Origin of the sequence: Citrobacter sp. 21OH12SH02A-Citro (assembly GCF_027919895.1) — a bacterium.
Taxonomy (GTDB): Bacteria; Pseudomonadota; Gammaproteobacteria; order Enterobacterales; family Enterobacteriaceae; genus Citrobacter; species Citrobacter braakii.
Genome location: NZ_CP114804.1, coordinates 61,841 through 77,371, shown reverse-complemented (window position 1 = coordinate 77,371; position 15,531 = coordinate 61,841). Strand labels below are relative to the sequence as shown.

25 protein-coding genes and 1 tRNA gene are annotated in these 15,531 nt (G+C 48.3%); 3 read left to right on the top strand and 23 right to left on the bottom strand.

Annotated features, from left to right (window positions below; genetic code table 11):
- Nucleotides 1-74: 74 nt before the first annotated feature.
- From O6D90_RS25610 to O6D90_RS25530, 17 genes are all read right to left on the bottom strand, one after another.
- Complete coding sequence (locus tag O6D90_RS25610) at nt 75-269, bottom strand: hypothetical protein (RefSeq protein ID WP_160956553.1); 195 nt, start codon at nt 267-269, stop codon at nt 75-77.
- Between the two features lie 20 nt (nt 270-289).
- Nucleotides 290-706: a type II toxin-antitoxin system YafO family toxin gene (locus tag O6D90_RS25605; RefSeq protein WP_160956552.1), complete on the bottom strand. Its 417-nt coding sequence runs from the start codon at nt 704-706 to the stop codon at nt 290-292.
- Nucleotides 697-1,224: a hypothetical protein gene (locus tag O6D90_RS25600; protein WP_241324227.1), complete on the bottom strand. Its 528-nt coding sequence runs from the start codon at nt 1,222-1,224 to the stop codon at nt 697-699. The genes O6D90_RS25605 and O6D90_RS25600 overlap by 10 nt, the downstream gene beginning before the upstream one ends.
- Before the next feature lie 147 nt (nt 1,225-1,371).
- Nucleotides 1,372-1,617, bottom strand: a complete 246-nt coding sequence (locus tag O6D90_RS25595; RefSeq protein ID WP_160956550.1) for a GrxA family glutaredoxin — start codon at nt 1,615-1,617, stop codon at nt 1,372-1,374.
- A complete protein-coding gene (locus tag O6D90_RS25590; RefSeq protein WP_270956655.1) occupies nt 1,617-1,982 on the bottom strand; it encodes a Gp49 family protein in 366 nt (121 codons plus the stop codon). Before O6D90_RS25590 ends, O6D90_RS25595 begins: the two co-directional genes overlap by 1 nt.
- A 15-nt stretch (nt 1,983-1,997) precedes the next feature.
- Complete coding sequence (locus O6D90_RS25585; RefSeq protein WP_270956654.1) at nt 1,998-2,201, bottom strand: crAss001_48 related protein; 204 nt, start codon at nt 2,199-2,201, stop codon at nt 1,998-2,000.
- A gap of 10 nt (nt 2,202-2,211) precedes the next feature.
- Entirely contained in the window at nt 2,212-2,985 is a 774-nt protein-coding gene (phoH, locus tag O6D90_RS25580) for a phosphate starvation-inducible protein PhoH (RefSeq protein ID WP_270956653.1), read from the bottom strand.
- Between the two features lie 122 nt (nt 2,986-3,107).
- On the bottom strand, nt 3,108-3,764 hold the full coding sequence (locus O6D90_RS25575) for a hypothetical protein (protein ID WP_270956652.1): 657 nt from the start codon (nt 3,762-3,764) through the stop codon (nt 3,108-3,110).
- Nucleotides 3,765-3,929: 165 nt separating this feature from the next.
- Complete coding sequence (locus tag O6D90_RS25570) at nt 3,930-4,478, bottom strand: hypothetical protein (RefSeq protein ID WP_058672020.1); 549 nt, start codon at nt 4,476-4,478, stop codon at nt 3,930-3,932.
- A gap of 78 nt (nt 4,479-4,556) precedes the next feature.
- Entirely contained in the window at nt 4,557-5,285 is a 729-nt protein-coding gene (locus tag O6D90_RS25565) for a hypothetical protein (protein WP_050194551.1), read from the bottom strand.
- Between the two features lie 747 nt (nt 5,286-6,032).
- Nucleotides 6,033-6,107 (bottom strand) — tRNA-Asn (locus O6D90_RS25560).
- Nucleotides 6,108-6,856: 749 nt separating this feature from the next.
- Complete coding sequence (locus tag O6D90_RS25555; RefSeq protein ID WP_023180935.1) at nt 6,857-7,162, bottom strand: hypothetical protein; 306 nt, start codon at nt 7,160-7,162, stop codon at nt 6,857-6,859.
- A 148-nt stretch (nt 7,163-7,310) separates the two neighbouring features.
- Nucleotides 7,311-7,523, bottom strand: coding sequence for a hypothetical protein (locus O6D90_RS25550; RefSeq protein WP_270956651.1), 213 nt, complete (start codon nt 7,521-7,523; stop codon nt 7,311-7,313).
- Entirely contained in the window at nt 7,507-7,683 is a 177-nt protein-coding gene (locus O6D90_RS25545) for a hypothetical protein (RefSeq protein WP_023180936.1), read from the bottom strand. Before O6D90_RS25545 ends, O6D90_RS25550 begins: the two co-directional genes overlap by 17 nt.
- Nucleotides 7,683-9,005, bottom strand: coding sequence for a DNA ligase (locus O6D90_RS25540; protein WP_270956650.1), 1,323 nt, complete (start codon nt 9,003-9,005; stop codon nt 7,683-7,685). Before O6D90_RS25540 ends, O6D90_RS25545 begins: the two co-directional genes overlap by 1 nt.
- A 34-nt stretch (nt 9,006-9,039) precedes the next feature.
- Nucleotides 9,040-9,516, bottom strand: coding sequence for a hypothetical protein (locus O6D90_RS25535; protein ID WP_270956649.1), 477 nt, complete (start codon nt 9,514-9,516; stop codon nt 9,040-9,042).
- 81 nt (nt 9,517-9,597) lie between these two features.
- A complete protein-coding gene (locus O6D90_RS25530) occupies nt 9,598-10,392 on the bottom strand; it encodes a hypothetical protein (protein ID WP_000642525.1) in 795 nt (264 codons plus the stop codon).
- A 183-nt stretch (nt 10,393-10,575) separates the two neighbouring features.
- Between O6D90_RS25530 and O6D90_RS25525 the strand changes: the two genes are divergently transcribed.
- Both O6D90_RS25525 and O6D90_RS25520 read left to right on the top strand, forming a co-directional pair.
- A complete protein-coding gene (locus O6D90_RS25525; protein WP_270956648.1) occupies nt 10,576-11,241 on the top strand; it encodes a hypothetical protein in 666 nt (221 codons plus the stop codon).
- A 33-nt stretch (nt 11,242-11,274) separates the two neighbouring features.
- A protein-coding gene (locus O6D90_RS25520) for an IS1 family transposase (RefSeq protein WP_151884388.1) occupies nt 11,275-11,972 on the top strand; the annotation gives its coding sequence in 2 pieces (ribosomal slippage) (nt 11,275-11,524 and nt 11,524-11,972; 699 coding nt in all).
- 75 nt (nt 11,973-12,047) lie between these two features.
- On the opposite strand, the gene O6D90_RS25515 is transcribed toward O6D90_RS25520, so the two are convergent.
- Complete coding sequence (locus O6D90_RS25515) at nt 12,048-12,401, bottom strand: hypothetical protein (RefSeq protein WP_160956455.1); 354 nt, start codon at nt 12,399-12,401, stop codon at nt 12,048-12,050.
- 5 nt (nt 12,402-12,406) lie between these two features.
- Nucleotides 12,407-13,072 (bottom strand): AAA family ATPase, encoded by a 666-nt coding sequence (locus tag O6D90_RS25510; protein WP_023180946.1) that lies wholly within the window; start codon nt 13,070-13,072, stop codon nt 12,407-12,409.
- 330 nt (nt 13,073-13,402) lie between these two features.
- On the opposite strand from O6D90_RS25510, the gene O6D90_RS25505 reads away from it, so the two are divergent.
- Complete coding sequence (locus O6D90_RS25505; RefSeq protein WP_270956647.1) at nt 13,403-13,954, top strand: hypothetical protein; 552 nt, start codon at nt 13,403-13,405, stop codon at nt 13,952-13,954.
- A 50-nt stretch (nt 13,955-14,004) separates the two neighbouring features.
- On the opposite strand, the gene O6D90_RS25500 is transcribed toward O6D90_RS25505, so the two are convergent.
- From O6D90_RS25500 to O6D90_RS25485, 4 genes are read right to left on the bottom strand one after another with little or no spacing between them, the layout of a single operon-like run.
- Entirely contained in the window at nt 14,005-14,172 is a 168-nt protein-coding gene (locus tag O6D90_RS25500) for a hypothetical protein (RefSeq protein WP_162269441.1), read from the bottom strand.
- Nucleotides 14,165-14,416, bottom strand: coding sequence for a hypothetical protein (locus O6D90_RS25495; protein WP_270956646.1), 252 nt, complete (start codon nt 14,414-14,416; stop codon nt 14,165-14,167). The genes O6D90_RS25500 and O6D90_RS25495 overlap by 8 nt, the downstream gene beginning before the upstream one ends.
- 1 nt (nt 14,417) lies before the next feature.
- Nucleotides 14,418-15,110, bottom strand: coding sequence for a membrane protein (locus tag O6D90_RS25490; RefSeq protein WP_006812500.1), 693 nt, complete (start codon nt 15,108-15,110; stop codon nt 14,418-14,420).
- Between the two features lie 13 nt (nt 15,111-15,123).
- Nucleotides 15,124-15,447, bottom strand: coding sequence for a hypothetical protein (locus tag O6D90_RS25485; RefSeq protein ID WP_000064174.1), 324 nt, complete (start codon nt 15,445-15,447; stop codon nt 15,124-15,126).
- Between the last annotated feature and the right edge of the window lie 84 nt (nt 15,448-15,531).

The following is a 15,531-nucleotide window of genomic DNA, read 5'->3' as shown; positions in this document are numbered from 1 at the left end:
TAAATTCTGGGGTGCTAATAGTATAGTTATAGAGAGATGTGAAAGGGCTGTTATAACCCTTTAGCTTCGAGGGATTATGGTTTGCTTTTTGCTGTGGCGGCGCGGTTCCGACGAGATTTTAGTTCTTCTTTTATAGAATCAATGCTGTGTTGAATTTTTGCACAGGCTGGATCGTTCCCTAGATCTGCAAGGCATTTAGTCAATGTATCGCGGAGATTATCAAGTTCAGTAGTGAGATCTTGATCAGAGCGTTGGCCTAATGGAGTCATAGAGATCTAGTCCTTTTGAATTAAGATGCGTGAAAATTTTCTGCAACATCAGAAAAATATTTGAGTAGTCTGGTATCTCTTGCTGACATACGGTCGTGAGCTGGGGTTACTAAACCCATCAACAAATAACGGCCGCTCTCCCACATATGCTCGGTATAAACGAGATAGTGATCTGTGGTTCGGTTGTAGTTCTCTTGCCTAGCACTCCAAGTTAATTGGAAATGCAAATTGACGTGAATATGCTGGACGTTTGCGTCGACGGCGAACGGAGGAAAGTCAAATGGCGCGTCTCTACCAAGAAGATTGGACGGCGCGCCAGTTGATTTGTAGGTAATGAACTCGGCTTTGAGCTGTGTTTCTAGATCTGGGTAAACAACAAACGTGGGTTGAAAAAAATCATCCCACGTAACTTGACTGTATTCAGCCGTTAATGCCATTTAGCCGCAGCCTTGTTGCCAGTCTCCAATAGATGGTTCATGGCTAAAATGTTGACGCCAGAATCACGCACTTCTGTAGTGCGTGTAATCTGATCAATCAGATTAAGATAGTTTTTGGTCGCAATACTGACCATTTTAATAGCCTTAAAAAACGCAAACTCAACAGAGTTTTTGTCGTAAGACATAATTACGTCTTTTTCAGGTAACATCAAAACGAAAGATTCTGCGATACCGGCTACATGAATAGTTTGATTCTTAATTTCTTCCGCGACATTGATAGCAGCAAAGAAGTCAGTGTCAGCATAACGAGCTAGTTCAGCGCGACTTGAACGCAGTTCTTTAGCCACTTCATTAAGAGCAGCTGTAAGATCACTGATGTCGGTTTTATTGACTCTAGCGCCCATCTCATAAACCCGTTCTACAATCGTAGGCTGACACGCAACCGCTTTAGGTTGCGGCTGGATACTGGTAAGAACCAGTGCCACTGCTGCCTGCAAATGCTGGATTTTAAATTTCACGATAGACTCCATAATCGTCATTTCTCGACGAGGCGTAGCATTCTACTACTGAACTTAACTATAAGCTAAAAAAAGTTGGTTGCATATGCGACTTGTGCGGCAAAAACACAAAAGGAAAAATAAAGAGGGCCGCAATGCGGCCCTCTTTTATAGCACACCAACCAACGCTGCAAATTCAGTAAAACCACCGATAGCCTCACCATTTACGAACACCTGCGGTATGGTCTCTACCGGCTTGCCAACCAAGTCGCTCAACTTCTCTTTGTCGATCCCGGCAGACACAATATCGATATATTCGTAATCACCAAAGCCGTGGCCGTGCAGCTGCTTCGCCAGCTCGACCGCACGTTTGCAGTATGAGCAATTATCGCGTCCGTAGATAACGACCTTCATCACTTCACCTCGTGCAGCTGCTGCTTGAGAAGATAGCCTTCCAGGGGCCAGATTTTGGCAATCGCGTTTTGGCGTGCAATTTTACGCCCGATCTCCGGATCAAAGTTCTCTGGGCTGGCGCACGTAGACTCGCCGGTTACAGTGTAGCCGTTCTCCAGCACAAGAACGCAGAAGGTCAGCAGTTCGAGTGATTGCGGGGCCGGTTCAGGCTCTTCCTGCTTCAGCCACAACGGTGAGCAGCGATATCCATCCGCGCCGGTAAAGTAAAACTCGCCTGAGATAACAGCTTCAATGCGTTCCGGGGTAACACGCGCGGCCGTTTTGCCTTTGGCCACAATCTCTTTTTCGATATCCATATCGGTCATTTTGGTTTCCTTACGTTAAAAACGAGTGATCCGGGCACGAAGAATCAGGTCATACGCCTTCATCGTGTCCAGCTGTTTGATGAGGATGATGCGGTCGACATACAGCAGGCGAGCAAACTCGTCGCCGGCAATGTACGTCTCCAGTTCTTTGATGCGGCCACACAGTTCTTCGTGTTCATCCATGACTCGTTTCTGGTGTGGCAGGTACTCTTTGGTCATTGGCTTTCCCTTACTGATAGGCTTCCAGTGCGACTTTGCATAGCTCAGAACGCACGCAGTCTTCGGTCGAAAACTCAATAAGGCCAACATGGGAGGAAGGTTTAAAACGCTCCAGTGCATCTTCCAGACCAGACTTAACATTGCCTGGCAGGTCGCATTGCGTCACATCTCCGTTCACAATGACGGTTACGTTCTCGCCCATACGGGTCAGGAACATTTTCATTTGTGACGCTGTAACGTTTTGCGCCTCATCCAGAATGACTACAGCGTTCTCGAACGTGCGCCCACGCATGTAAGCGAAGGGGGCAATCTCTACTTTGGCCACCTCTGGCTTTAAGCAATATTCAAGGAACGAGCCACCCAAACGCTTCTGTAGCACGTCATAGACGGGCCGGAAGAACGGAGCGAACTTCTCGCTCATGTCGCCCGGAAGGAAGCCCAGATCTTCTTCTGCTTGCAATACGGGACGCGTCACGATGATCTTCCCGACTTCCTTATCCAGCAGACGCTGCGCTGCGACGGCAGCTGCCAGGTAGGTCTTGCCGCAACCGGCTTCACCACTGGCGAACGTCAGAGGTTTGGTATCGAGGGAGATAAGATAGTGGGCCTGGGCCTCGTTACGCGCTTCGATGGGAGAGTTGTCGCGTTTAGGTTTTGGTGGCAGAGCAGGGGCGGCAGCCAGCTCGTCAACGATGATTGTGTCAATTTCGTAGCCGTGGATGCGTGGTTTTAACTTCAGTGCCTGACGAGCTGCGCGACGCGCCTGTTTACGTTTGTTTCCCATATTGAGTCCTTTCAAGTGAGTAACTGAAAGAACTATACCGACAAATGATAGGTAAGTCATTACCTATCATGCGTGTTTTTTATGACCCCCATAATGAGAACTGAGGGTCATTGGATGTGCAGTTACTCTAGTCTGGCGCGAACATCCAACAGTTTTCGTGCTGTCAGGCAGATATCTCGTGCAAGATCACGAGTGTCTTCTATGTACTGATAGTAGCGCTCTAACTCTCCCGGAGCCTCGCGGCGGACTTGGGGAATATCGATGTAGTTCAGACCGGCACAATATTTTTTGAACAACTGAAAAAAGTTATCTACCTTTTGGTTCAGCTCTAATCTGATTTGCTCTAAAAATCGGTCATTAAATGAATAAAACGGGTTACTTACCGTGCTCTCAATCCAGTCAAGAGGGTATATAACAGCCTCTGGGATAACTGCTCTGAAAGGTTCATTTTCCAATGCCCACAGATAGTTAAAATTCAACATATCGGTGAATTGTTTAAGAATGCCTATGTCCCTATCACTGTACTGAGGTTGAGTGGGCTGCTGGGACATCCTTTGTAATTCGGCTTGCTTCGCCTCAGCAATCTCCTTCCATTGTTTTAACTGTCCAACCGAATAGGAATGGTGGTCATTGTCGATAAGACCGGCATGGTATGCACACATCCAGATGCCATTTGAGATGCTTTTTCTCTCTTCAGATGTCATGTTTGGATCGTATCGTGGCCCTCCAGCAGCTGCAGCGGTAATATGTGCCGCTTCGCCACTGTTTACGCTTCCCATCGGGTTTAAGCCGTCTGGGCCAATCGTGACCTGATTGCATGGTTGATATGAGCATCGGTGTCCGGCTCTATTCGCCAGAATTTTTTTTACTTGAGCACTAAAGTCGTCTCTGCTACTTCCCACATGAACCTCGCTGTGCAAATAATTTTAGGCTCGTCATAAATTTCATTTGTCTTGTTCCAAACGAGCCATTTTTAAGTGTTTATCAGTGAAGGTCAGAATAGTGACACCTTCATCTTTATTCATGAAACCGGCACCGTTTATCATCATGATCAGGCGCTCTTTGCCGCGGAATACCTCATAATACTTTCCCGCTGCACATGACATTGTCTTGGCACATTCCAGTCCATTCAAGGCTGTCTCATCAAATACCTGGTCTTTAGTGGCAACCGGTTTACCGTATTCTTTAGTAAGCATTTCGTCGAGCTGCATGAAGGTATATTTGCCGACGTTAGTAGTCATGCTCGACTCAACTTTGCCGTCAATTAATCCACCAGTGGTATGCGGCTCCTTGCCTTCAGCCGCAGTTTTATCGAACAGAGCGAAGGCTTCGATGTTTGGGGTTCGTTTTTCAAAGTGGGTTTTGTACTGGCTCTCAAGAGCGTTTTTGTCTTGGCCTATCAGCGTGATTTTATCTACTTCAGACTCGTTACATCCCGTCAGAGCGAGCGCGATCACCAGAGAGGCGAGAATATTGAGGTTGCGCTTTTTCATTTATGCTATCTCCATGCAAACAGCCACGCATCTATTACTGGTGGCACTTCAGATAAATATTTTAGCTCTTGGGCGATATTAACCGATGCTGCTTTGATACTGGCGAACTGCCGCATCCAACTCACTAACATATCGATTAAACTCACCCACAACATACTCCAAAAACTGATCGTCCATGAGAACGCCGTTGAAGAAATTTACTGTTATACCGGCGTTTTCATTCTTTGCACGATTGATTGCGCGGATATCTCGCTTCTGTGTTTCTGACTTCTTTGCGTTTGATTTTAAAAGGTTATGATAGTTTTCGGCAACGCCATCGTTGTGAGCCATGATATTTCTGATGGCAGCTAGATGATCAATGTCCCTGATGCCTTTACCTCCTATGGTTCCAGTAAGTCGCTTATGGCAATCTTCGACAGTTTTGAACCTTTTGTCTGTCACCTCGCCCGACAATCTATCCATGACATCAAGGCATTCAACCATGCGGTGTTCAAATAACCCGAACATCGTCAGAAATGCCGAACGACGAGTAAGTTGTGAAATCAAGTGCTTGTATTCCGTTTTGACTTCATCAGCATCGAGTCCAGAACATGAACCGCAGGTAAAGTACGGAACCGTGTACCGATAAATATTACCCTCATCGTCCTCGTGATAATCGTCATACTCGCCCTCCGAGACTGCTCCCGGAAGATCGGCATCACTGAGAGCGCGAACAATGTTTGCCTCAGCCTGTTCGGCAAGCATATTCATGACCGCAATTGATGTCTTTGCTCCCCAAAGTTGTAAGCTGAAAAATATCTTTGCCATCTTCTTTGTTCCTTAGAATGTTCTGAGAAGACTCAAATAGCGTCAACCTAATGCTGCTGAATTTATATGTACGACCGCAAAGCAAAATGGAGCCGAAGCCCCATTTTTATTAAAACTATTTATTCTGTTGGCACCTAAACAATAGGTAAAGCGCAAGTACGGTTAGGACCTGGCTCAGCAAAGGAGCCTGAATAAAAGTCGTTAGCATTTCACTCATCGAAAGATACCTCTATTCGATTAATCAAATGCGCTACGAGACCAAATTGACGTAGATTCATCTTAGTTGTAAGATGAACTTGTATTGACGTATCCGTTCTCGTAACGCGATATGAGGTTTTTTAACGATGGCGTCGTAAAAAAACCAGAAAGAACTCCCGTTCGGGGGTTCTTTTTTTTTGCGTAGTATTCACTTCCCCATTGCACTTCCCTCTCGTTGTATGAAAACTCGGATTGTAGCATTTCCAATAGCTTGTTTAGAATTTGCATATGATAGCACAACCCATATACGCATGTAGGACTGACAGAAATTGCCCCACTACGTACAAAAAAGTTTATGATTATCAAAGAAAAAAGGGGCCGAAGCCCCTTTGGATTATGGTTTGCGCTAAAAAAGTGTTGCTACGATGCTAAGAAGCAATGGTTAAGAACGTCTGCCGTGTCTATCACAGCGCTGAACGGTTTGGCGACATTTGCGGAGTCTTTCCGTTCGGACGGTGGTGGCGAACTCCAAACCGTTCAGCGCTGTGTTGGCGATGGTGGGTGGATTCGAACCACCGACCAGTTGATTAACAGTCAACCGCTCTACCACTGAGCTACACCATCATTTTTCGCGGCGGTACTTGTTCATGGACAACCAGGCAACCAAGAACTTTCCCGCAACTTGCACTTTACGTTAGTGCCAGACGAGGCTTGTGGCTCGCTCACATAGAGCGAAGATCTGGAGTCCTTCTCGGCGGTTGATGGCCGCCAGACTCTTCGATCTTATTGGATGTATGGAATCATCCATGTTGTGAAACCAGGGGCTATATAGGCAACAATGATTTCACCAGAGGGTTAAAGAATCCTGCTTTCACAACGTTGAGGTCACTGAACCGATTTATGTTCGACCCAACATATTGATCAGTCACTACAGCTCTGTGGAATCACCTGTATGATTAAAAGAAAAACAGTGACCTCAACGTTGTGTGCTGGCTAACCATGCCAGCCGGGTTACGTCGCCGCTTTTAACCCAAGATCAAACGACATAAGTAATGGAAATGACGTAACAGGATGGACGGTCAGCTGGATGAAACCGGGATGATGGAGTGGAATGAGGAAAACCAACCGCCCATCCTGTTACTTCATCGAATAGGGCATGGGTGGTGCAACATGCCCTATCCTGCGTTCTGCAATCACACTCGCTCAGTGTGTCCCATTTTGGTGACGAGGCTGGAAACTGACCTCGCTGGTGTTTGGCTTCTTAGGCTACTGCCAGGTACGTATCTTCGTTTGCAGTTATATTTAACGTTCAAACAGTCGCGTCTCAACGAAAACAAGTGAATCTTATACATATTAGATAAGTAAGTAAATACTTATTTTTCTGTAACCCGTTCAGTTGCTATCTTTTTGATCAAGCTCACCTTCTGTTCCGGCGTTCTCGTGATGATGGCCGTAAAACGCTTCGCTTGAATAGTGATAGTTTCGTTCTCCTTCAGTTCGCCGTAGTGAGTCTCCAGCAGAGAACCAAGGCGCCACAGACCGTCGTCTATGCGTTTATGGCTGGCAAATCTGATCAGCAGTAGCTTTACGATTAACTGACCAATGTAAAAGGCATATCCGAAGCCGGCCGCCACAAGGTAGGTTACCAGCCACCAGTCGAAAGAGGTCAAATTGCTCATTTCCGCACTCCCGTCTCGTGAACAACCCGATACAGACACTTACCGATGCGAAGCGTTTTGGTTTTCAGTTCCTGCCTGACCAGATCGCGACAGATACTGAAGCCGAGGGCCACGCCCCCAGCAAAAGACAATAGGATGTATGGAATCATCAGAACGCCCCCGCCTCAGTCAATTGCTGCAAGAGTGAGTGTCCTTTTTCAGTGAGCTGATAATTCTCCACACATCCCTTTGGCGAAACGTTAGCGATAAGATTCATACGTTCCAGTTTGGCGCGAGTCTTTGGCTTCCAGTTGGCGTAGAACTCTTTCCACTGGCTGATTTCACGCAGAGTTTCTTTCTCCCGTTTACTTAACATGATCATCCTTAATCTCCTTCAGTGTGTACGTGATATCTACAATGCGGTAAATGCGGCCGCGCCTCTGCATGACACCGGCTTTTACGTAATCGTTGATGCAGCTGGACGTAACCAGACTGCCGATAACAATGCCGACGACCAAAAATACAATCATCCAGCCGAGCATCAGTCTTTATCTCCAATACGGTCTTCGGTATCTCGCAGACATTTCGGCCACTTCAGACGTGGGTGGCGTAAGCTACCGTCTGGCGTTTTCTCATGGCAGTGAACCTCGACGATGCGTCCACGATACTTCTCCTGATTGTTCCAGATCTCATCCAGGTACTTATGCTTGATACCGCTGGCACGAACGATGACGCCGTTCTCCAGACGAATCACTATCTTGCCAAGCGTATGCGCAAAGCCAGAGTCCGGGTCGCCTGGCTCGAAGTCGATGATTTCACCGTCTTCGGAATCCTCGTCTTTCAGCTTCCACCAGCTGCGGGTACGCTTGAACTCGTAAACAGAATCCGGATCTTTGCCCATCTCCCCCTCTTCGTTCTCGTCCAGGCGCTTCATGAAGCGTTCGATAAAGTCTTCATGGCTATGGATGATGTAGAACGGATGCAGGTGGATATCTTGCGCGTAATCTTCCCCGCAAGTGTTGCGGAACAACGCCACCAGCATAGCAAGGCGCTCTTTCAGCTTCATGCCGGTCTTCAGGTACTCTTTGCTTTTTGCCTGAGCACGCCACTCCGGTAAGAAGAAATCGAAGATGTGGTAAACGGCACCAATGGCTTTCACGTTCTTCTTGCGAAGCGCCGACACGGACTGGTTGAACGTACCTGCAGTACCCTCACCATCGAAAAAGATGTGCTTGAAACCGGAGAGTCTGCCTCGCTCCAGCATGGCTGGTTTAAGGTGATCGAGTGACGTAATCGGATTGCCGGTACGCGTCAGGAAGTTCACCTCTTCCTCGTCAACGATGACTTCGCAGATAACCCGGAGACCATCGAGTTTGAGGCTGCCGATCATTGGCCACTTGGCCTTTGGATTTGGTTTAAATGGGTATTTGTCGCCTTTCTCCTTGTACGGAGACGCCAGCTGTACCTCAAACTTCGGAATTGGGTTTTCGAACACCTTGTTGCACAGGCTGATACCGACGCCGGCTTTCGGATCTTTCAGCAGGAAGCGACGAAACACGTCCTGTCCGTCAGCGCACATTGAGGCAACGAGTGATTCGACGGCAGTAATGGCCGCGTTCCCGGTCAGTTCGCGCGCCGCCAGCTTCTCCAGCAGCTTGACTACCTTCTGGTCGCTGGGTACGGAAGTATCGAGTGGCTCGGCCACTTTGTACTTCTTCACACCGAATCGAATGAATGGGTTGAGCATTAGCGAGACCATGCTCTGCTCAAATTCATCAAGGTTGGCCAGCGCCTCTTTCTTGGCGTTGGTTCCCATCGTTTTTATGGCATCCAGCTTGTGCTTTAGGGCGATCAGTTTTTCCATTAGTGTTTAACCTCCATCGGTCGCTCGGGAGTTTTCATGTGTTTTCTTTGGTTGCTTCTTCAATGAGTGCCGCATACACGTCAGTGACGGGCGCCAGTGAATCGGTGGACGTGGTTTCGGGTTTGGCTGGTTCCGCTTTCTTCGTGCGTTTAACCAGACTGTTAATCGTCATGGTGTTGCGCTTCCGGGTAAGCGTTCTGGCGTGGTCGTTTTGCTCTTCCACTTCTTTGATAAGCGCAGTCATATCGATGAAGTAGAGCTGTTCGCCTTTGCGGATCTCTTCGACCATCATCTTCAGCGCCTGGCATTTGCCAGCAGCAATGGCCGCAGCGCAGGACTGGAACGATGTCGCCGGGAGACGCTTCTCTTTGTAGGCGAGGATGGTGTGCTGGCAGACTGTATAGCTGCAATGGGCCTCATGGCCGTTGATCTTCACTTCCGGACAGCGCAGCGAATAACCGTTGTTTCCGGAGATAGACGGGATTTTCGACAAATCTGTTTTTGTGGACATGCTTCTAACCGTAGTCGTGTACTTACTTATTGAGCGCAGTTTAAAAAAGCCCCACCAGGGGGCTAAATGGTTTATCGAGGTTTACCAGGTCGCCCAACCAGTCATTTTGTCCTGAGCGGCTTCGAACCGGTATGGTTCCAGTAAATCGTTGGCATGGTGGACGGCGTAGGATTTTGCCTCCTGTTTAATCATCGGCAGCTCGTTGGCCAGGCGTGCCACCTGCCCTGCAAAACTGGCGAGCACACCGTCACATGCCTGACCCGCGTCGACAATGATGCGCACCAGGTCTAAGTCGCTGCGGCACATATCGCAGATGATGCCGTATTCCACCTCACGAATGCGCTCAACGGCTTTTTTGGTATCGCCACTGACCACCAATTCCAGCATACCAGGTGGGGTTGTCAGATCTGTAACGCGTTCGGTAACTTCAGGCAGTTCGACAATGCTCAGGAACGCCGCGATAGACGGATCATCCTCTACGCCAGCCCTGCCTTTGATCGCGCGAAGAGTCGCGTCGACAATTTCCTCAAACCGTTCACCTTCATCGCACACCGCCTGATTGGTGTAGACAACGCGACCGTCGTACCATGCACCGGCGCGTACTTCGACCGTTGCGTCCTTCATTTTGTGAGTGAACGCCACGAGTGCCGCGCGTTTCTGTTTAACACCAGGCAGCTCCGGGGACTCTCCAAAACGAACCCATACCCGCATGTATTTCGAGCCTTCCCCAAGAGGTGCGGTGCTCACAGACGTGGCGATGTGCTCCAGCGCAGTTTGGATCGCCTCATCGATAATCTTCTGGCGCTCTTCTGTATCAATTTCTACGCCTGATTTGTCGATAATTTCGGTAACGGACTTCTGAATATCTGCTTTCATAAAGGTTCCTCAATTCCTTCGTCGCGCATATTCTTACAGAAAAATAAGTATGTATCTACTTATCAATGTAGGCGTTTAGTTTCGTTTATAAAAAATGCTCTTAATCTTGTCCAGTTGTAGCTGTCAGGTCACTTCTATATGATTTCACTTAACTAATACGTTAAACACACAAGGCTTAGGTCTATGACAACGTTGTCCAAAAACGTGATGCAACACAGGAAGGTATTGAAAGAAACTGGTTTGGCGTTTGCCAAATCTATACCGCTTGTTGGACCTCATATTGAGGCAGCGGAAAAAATGTTCACGTTGTTCTCAGAGATAAATGCGACGACTTGTCGTGATCGATTCAACCGTTACATTATGGGCATTGGTGAAATTTGCGACGATGAGGTCGATATCTCAAGAGAACACTTTTCGGCGTTAGTCAAAAAGCTCGTGCTTGATGATGAAGACAAGAAAACAGAATACTACATTCGCTTGACGGTAAGCCTAGCCCGCAGCAGCCTTAACGACGATGAAAAACTATTTTTTATCCACATACTGAGTGGGTTAACCTGCTTTGATATTGAATATGCGCGCAAACTCTACATCACAACAAGCTCGCCAATAAAAGGCTATAAATCAACTGTATTAGCCCAAGTTAGCCTTACATCACAAAAAAGTGGAATGGCTCTGAGATCGCTAAATAAGCTCATAACCTCGGGTCTCGTCTACGAAGACAGGGCTGGCGAGATCCAAGCGAACCCCATGTTCAAATTAACAGATGAACTTGAGCGTCTTTTAGGATTTATTTTTCACAAGGATGATTTGGAGCCTGAAGCTTTATCGGTGATGCTGCCAACTTACTGATTTAGTGTATGATGGTGTTTTTGAGGTGCTCCAGTGGCTTCTGTTTCTATCAGCTGTCCCTCCTGTTCAGCTACTGACGGGGTGGTGCGTAACGGCAAAAGCACCGCCGGACATCAGCGCTATCTCTGCTCTCACTGCCGTAAAACATGGCAACTGCAGTTCACTTACACCGCTTCTCAACCCGGTACGCACCAGAAAATCATTGATATGGCCATGAATGGCGTTGGATGCCGGGCAACCGCCCGCATTATGGGCGTTGGCCTCAACACGATTTTCCGCCATTTAAAAAACTCAGGCCGCAGTCGGTAACCTCGCGCATACAGCCGGGCAGTGACGTCATCGTCTGCGCGGAAATGGACGAACAGTGGGGATACGTCGGGGCTAAATCGCGCCAGCGCTGGCTGTTTTACGCGTATGACAGGCTCCGGAAGACGGTTGTGGCGCACGTATTCGGTGAACGCACTCTGGCCACACTGGAGCGTCTTCTGAGCCTGCTGTCGGCCTTTGAGGTCGTGGTATGGATGACGGATGGCTGGCCGCTGTATGAATCCCGCCTGAAGGGAAAGCTGCACGTTATCAGCAAGCGTTACACTCAGCGCATTGAGCGGCATAACCTGAATCTGAGGCAGCACCTGGCAAGGCTGGGACGGAAGTCGCTGTCGTTCTCAAAATCGGTGGAGCTGCATGACAAAGTCATCGGGCATTATCTGAACATAAAACACTATCAATAAGTTGGAGTCATTACCCGAAAAAAACGAAATTTGAGATGAAGCGAACACAAGCGGTTTGTGTTCGCTTCATCATAACTAGCCTTTCTTCATCAGCTCACGCTTGATTTCATCGGTGCGCATCGTGACGTCGGCAGCGGTGATCGCCTCGTTCAGTTTCACGATGTCTTCGATTTCCTGCGGCGACTTCTCTGCCAGATGGAAAATGGCTGCACGAATCACGTCAGAACGGGTGAATTTCTCGAAACGAGGGATGAACTTCATCATCTCCAGCAGATCGAAGTACTCGTCTTCCAGCGACATTGTGCGGCTCTTAATCTTCTCTTTCCCACGAGTCGGACGCCCCTGCGGTCTGACTGGCTGGCGCATTGGGGTGCTGCTTTTTGCCGGTTCTTCCGGATCTTTGCGCTTTGCAAGGTCTCCCATTCTCATGGACATTATTCTTCCTCCAGACTCATGATGTAATCTACAAACTCTTCGAACTCGGCTTCTGCCTTCTTATCGCGTTCGGCGCCAGTCATTTCAAAGATAGAACGACCTGCCTCTTCCGCGTCGTCATAAACGTTACGGTTGTACAAGTTAACCGGCGCAGCCTCGATGCCGAATGTCTCGACAATTTCTTTCGCCGCCAGAATACGTGACGCCTGGGAAGGCAGTGACGGACACTGGTTCACTACCGCGCGGATCTTCACAGTCTCGTTCACGTTGCGAACGTTGTCGATAATCGGGTCGATATCGCGCAGGGATTTCAAATCACGACGTTTAGGGCGCAGAGGGATAATGATGAAGTCTGCCAACAGCATCGCTTGTCGCTGAATTTCTGAGTCAAAACCACCCGCATCAATGACGACGTAATCGTAGCGTCCCTTCAGCGATTTGATGTGCTTGACGATGTCATCCTGAACGTAAGCGAATGGAATCAGCTCAAGATCTTCGTTCTGGCGACGGTCTTCGCACCAACTCGTAGTAGTGCGCTGAATATCAATGTCGGTGACTTGAATCTTCTTTTTCTTTTTAACTTTGAGGCATACCGCAATTTGCTGGGCAACAGTAGATTTGCCTGGGCCGCCTTTCGTGCCGCCAACCACAATGATCTTGGTCATTGGAGAGTTCCCTTTGCGTGAATTATTGTCGTATGAAACAACTTGTTTTCTTATATGCGATATAGCCTAAATGCCTACGGCTGCGGTGTAAAGGTGAAATGTCAGGCACTTATAGGTAGTTAACAAATTAGCCGAATGTAAATTTGACTCGAAAAAATTCCCTGGATAGTATGACTACAGGTGGTGATGGTCACCTGGCGCCTGTCTCGCAAAGCAATAGCCCATCGTTAAACAACGTTTTATCTAAACTTGGCTCGCCAAAGTAGTTTTGACGCGTCCGGTTAGCAGGCTATCGGTAGCATTAATAAACTAACTTTTGGAGCTGACGCCATGTCTGACTACTCTTGCCTAAGCATTCTCAAGACCAAAGCTAAAAAGCTGGTTCGAATTCAAAAAATTAAGCAATCCGAGGCGCTAGAGATCGTTGCTAAAGAAGCGCAATTTTCTAGCTATCACGAGCTTAAAGAGGTCGCAAAGCGAGACCCTTTTGAGTCTCGACTGGTTCTGGCAGCAATGGGTGAATCTTCTCTGGAAGATGCTCTTTATACTGAAGAAGTCTTCTCCGCTATCGAGACGGAGGTTATGGAGCTGTTATCTGGTGAAACAGCCGATACGAATGCCTATGATTTCAACGTAGAAGACCTTGAAGCAACGAAGGTCAAGTACGACGAGAAGCGAGGCATTTTGACTGTGCTGGCGTCCTTTACGTATCAGGGAGAGCAAGACCCAGACCGTGCCTACTCAGGAACCTCATTTGAGGTTGTTGCTGAAATGCAACTAATTCTCCGTGAAAATGCCTGGAGTCTCGTTGAAGATAGTCTGGAATTGGCCTCGGTTGTATCGGATACCGATCGTGACTGGTATGACGATGTAGATGGTTAATACGAAGGCGCTCCATCTTATCGGTGGAGCGCCTTCGTACGGGCTTGTAATCAGGCATTTGGTAAATGACCGTATTGCCAGTTACACAATCGCTCTCCCATCGTGTTATGGAAGAGGATCTCGCGTTCCGTCTCTTCGGTCATAAAGTCGTCGTTACTGACATAAATAGGGTTTGCTGCATCGCAGAACAGCACGCCGGAAGTCTGTGTCTTAATCACGCAGCCACTTATCATGCAGCTCGCGATGAACAGCAGAAGCATCTTTCCGCCGCACCTCATTAAGTGTCTCATTTTTGACGTCCACTGTGCTTTGAAGCCTTTTCCTGTCCTCCTGTCTGGCCTTCTCTTCGATTGCTTGCCACGCCGCACGACCTCCCATCGTATAAGCACCGACAAGCACGAAAAGAACGGCAGCCAGAGTCATCAGAGCAAACTTCAGCTTTGAAAATAGGCTGCCGGTCATATCAGACCATCCCGTTCTGGTGTTTTCGCACCTGTGACCAAGCGATAAAGCCGGCCACCACAATGGTAGCGATACCGAAGATGATCCGAACCGTATCACCACTGGTGATGTGTCCCTGCGCCTTGTCCATTGCCGCAGAGACCTGCGGCATGACGTCGGCCAGCTGTGCCAGACCAATTCCAGCCGTGACGGTCGCACCGGCAGTCTCTTTGGTTACAGGAACAGCCTTCACGGTTTTCACCGGCTTAACGACACCAGCGCGACGCAGACCTTCCTCAATAACTTCTGCCGCATACCAGGTGTTCGGCGTTTTGAGCGGGCCACGGCCATTTTCATGACGGATAATCGCCTCCACCAGCGGACGCAGAGTGTCGTAGTCGTGCAGATCGATGATCATGTCCGGGGTGACGCCCACGGCTTTAGATACCTCGTTCACGTAAGCCACGGTGTTGTTTTCATGCGGAGGCGCCCAACGTTCGATGACTTCGCGGATCGTATCGATGCTGGAGCCATCCTTAGCGCGGCGCTTGTCGTGGTAGGTAATAAGCGTCACTGCCAGCGCTCGAATACCCCATACAGGATCTTTGAACGTACAGAAACGCGGTTCAGCAGGGTTGTCGATTAACCCCTGCCACGGCGAACCTTTGTCGAGGTTGCCAGGGTTGTTATTACGAATACCTCTCGGAGTTTTCATCCTTGATCTCCTGTTATTGCAGTCCATTCTTCACGCCATAAGCGGCCAGACCCAGCAGCAGCGCGGTAATAAGGAACGACGTTATCTTTGAGATAATGCCGCCAAAGAACCCACTGGAGATGGCGTCCAGCCGATTAAGAAGTTTGTCCAGGTTAGAATGCTGAATGCTGTGTTGTGCTGGTGTCATATCACCAAAGTAGGTTCTGAGCTGATCATTGACCTCCTGGCCAATTTCCTCACGTAGCTCCTTACCTAATTTGCCGACAACTTCGCGAGCAACAATAGCGGCGATACGCTCAACCTGCTGCGGCGTAACTCCAGCCATTTCATTCGACATTTTTTCCTCCATGAAAAGTAAAATCGAATGAGGGATTTATAGCATAAATGGTTAATTTTTTATAGGTAAACACTTACTTATTAA